We start from the raw sequence: 2,018 nt of genomic DNA on the forward strand, positions 1-2,018 counted from the left end.
TTGCAGAATTCGTGTAATCTCATCCTCCGACATCTGATAAAACAAAGCATTCTCAGAAAAGTTCATATACGTACCCTCTTATCATCTTACAGATCTTCTTTGGATACCTTCTTACCGTCTCTCCAGATTCTCTCTAAATCATAGAATAAACGGTCTTCTTTGGAGAAGATATGAATTACGATATCACCGTAGTCCATTAAGATCCAGTTCGTATTACCAACACCTTCAACACGTTTTGGTTCTACATTTACTTTTGATAATTGTTCTTCAACGCTGTCTACTAATGCATGTACCTGTGAACTATTCGTACCATTTGCAATAACAAAGTAATCTGCCAATATAGTAATATCACTAACTTCAAGAACTACAATATCCTCAGCTTTTTTGTCTTCTAATGCATTATAAACGATTTTTGCCATTTCTTTAGATTGAATCATGGTTTAACTCCTTTTATATACTTATTTATATGTCTCTATTGTTCATCATCATCAGTGGTTTTGCTCATGATATTTTTGTAGTAGTCATAAGATGCTACTGTCATGGTATCAATATCACTCTTGTCCTTTGTAGCCTTTAGATACTTTAACGTGTTAACTAAGATAAGATACACGGTATGATCTAAATCAACATAAGCTTCCTGCCGAATGATATCTAATCCTGGTATTACTGTACGATTTGGCTCGATATAGTCAGCCACGAAAATGATTTTTTCGAGGGATGTCATGCCTGGTCGTCCCGTAGTGTGATAGGTGATTGCATTCAATATATCTTCGTTCTCTATGCCGTATTTGTCCCTGGCTAAGATGGCGCCTGCCTTCGCATGTAGTAGATAGGGATTCCTCTGCTCAGTCGCAGAGACGGTTTGCTCATTCTCTTTACAGAGGGCAAGCATAGCATCCCCTTCCATATACTTAGCATTATCATGTAACAGTCCTGCGGTATAAGCGTCTTCCATACTAACATCGTAACGCATCGCTAAGTTGGCAGCAGTATATGCCACTCCCATTGTATGCTCAAAACGGCTAGGCTTTAATATACTCTGCATATCCTCGCGTAAATTATGAAGTAACTGATTCATACTATAACCTACCTTCCATGAAGTGATTTATCTTTACGTATTAATCAAGTCTATTTTCTATATAACTGCTTGTTTGAAATAAATGACAACACCTTATCTGGAACCATATAGCGATTGCTTTGATGATTCTTCGTACGGTTACGGATTGAAGTTGAACTTATATCCATCATCGGGATGTTGAGCTTGTGCACGTTTGCTTGATACTTATCATTCAGATACGCAATCTGCATCGTCAGTTTCTCATCATCCATATCATTTCTTACGCAGGCAAGCAGATGACACAGCTTCATAATGGTTCCTGGCTCTCTCCATTGCTCAATGGAGGCGATGGAATCACCACCAACGATAAAGTAGAACTCCGTATGTGGATATTCTCTTGTCAACTGTTTCAGCGTATCTACCGTGTAGCTGATGGAATCACGTTCCATTTCTACCAGTGATAATTCAAAATGTGGATTTGCCTCAATCGCCAGTTTCACCATCTCGACTCTGTTCTGATCACTTTCTATGCTCTCTTGCCGTTTATGTGGTGGCTCATTCGCCGGCAGGAACAGTACTTTATCTAAACCATACTGTTCATATGCCTGTTCAGCTATTATCAGATGACCTATATGGATGGGATTAAATGTCCCACCCATTATACCAATTTTACGTTTCTCACTTATCCCATTGATATCCTGCATCGACAACACCTCTTCGTACTATTTCGGAAGTTCTATCTTCTTTTTGTCCTTATTTTCTCGGTATAACACGATCTTCTTACCAATTACCTGTACAACAGCAGAGTTGGTACGTTCTCCAAGTACACGTGCTATCTCCTTAGGGTCATCTAAACAGTTCTTTAATACACTAATTTTAATTAATTCTCTTGCCTGTAATGCTTCATTAATTGCCTCTGTCACTTCTGGTGTCAGGCTGGCTTTTCCAATCTGAAAGATTG

At 38.7% G+C, this 2,018-nt stretch carries 4 protein-coding genes; all 4 read right to left on the reverse strand.

The genetic code is table 11. From position 1 onward, the window contains the following. Window positions 1-86: 86 nt before the first annotated feature. The gene (gene rsfS / locus BWI44_RS22255; protein ID WP_286816503.1) at window positions 87-437 is read right to left on the reverse strand and encodes a ribosome silencing factor; all 351 of its coding nucleotides are present in this window, start codon (window positions 435-437) and stop codon (window positions 87-89) included. Between the two features lie 35 nt (window positions 438-472). Further along, complete coding sequence (gene yqeK, locus BWI44_RS22260) at window positions 473-1,078, reverse strand: bis(5'-nucleosyl)-tetraphosphatase (symmetrical) YqeK (protein WP_286816505.1); 606 nt, start codon at window positions 1,076-1,078, stop codon at window positions 473-475. Between the two features lie 50 nt (window positions 1,079-1,128). Next, window positions 1,129-1,761, reverse strand: coding sequence for a nicotinate-nucleotide adenylyltransferase (gene nadD / locus BWI44_RS22265; RefSeq protein ID WP_286816508.1), 633 nt, complete (start codon window positions 1,759-1,761; stop codon window positions 1,129-1,131). Between the two features lie 18 nt (window positions 1,762-1,779). Further along, on the reverse strand, window positions 1,780-2,018 hold a 239-nt coding region (locus tag BWI44_RS22270; protein ID WP_286816507.1), incomplete at its 5' end, for a YhbY family RNA-binding protein.

Origin of the sequence: Bacteroides sp. Phil13, assembly GCF_001940965.1 — a bacterium.
Lineage (GTDB): Bacteria > Bacteroidota > Bacteroidia > Bacteroidales > Bacteroidaceae > Bacteroides > Bacteroides intestinalis.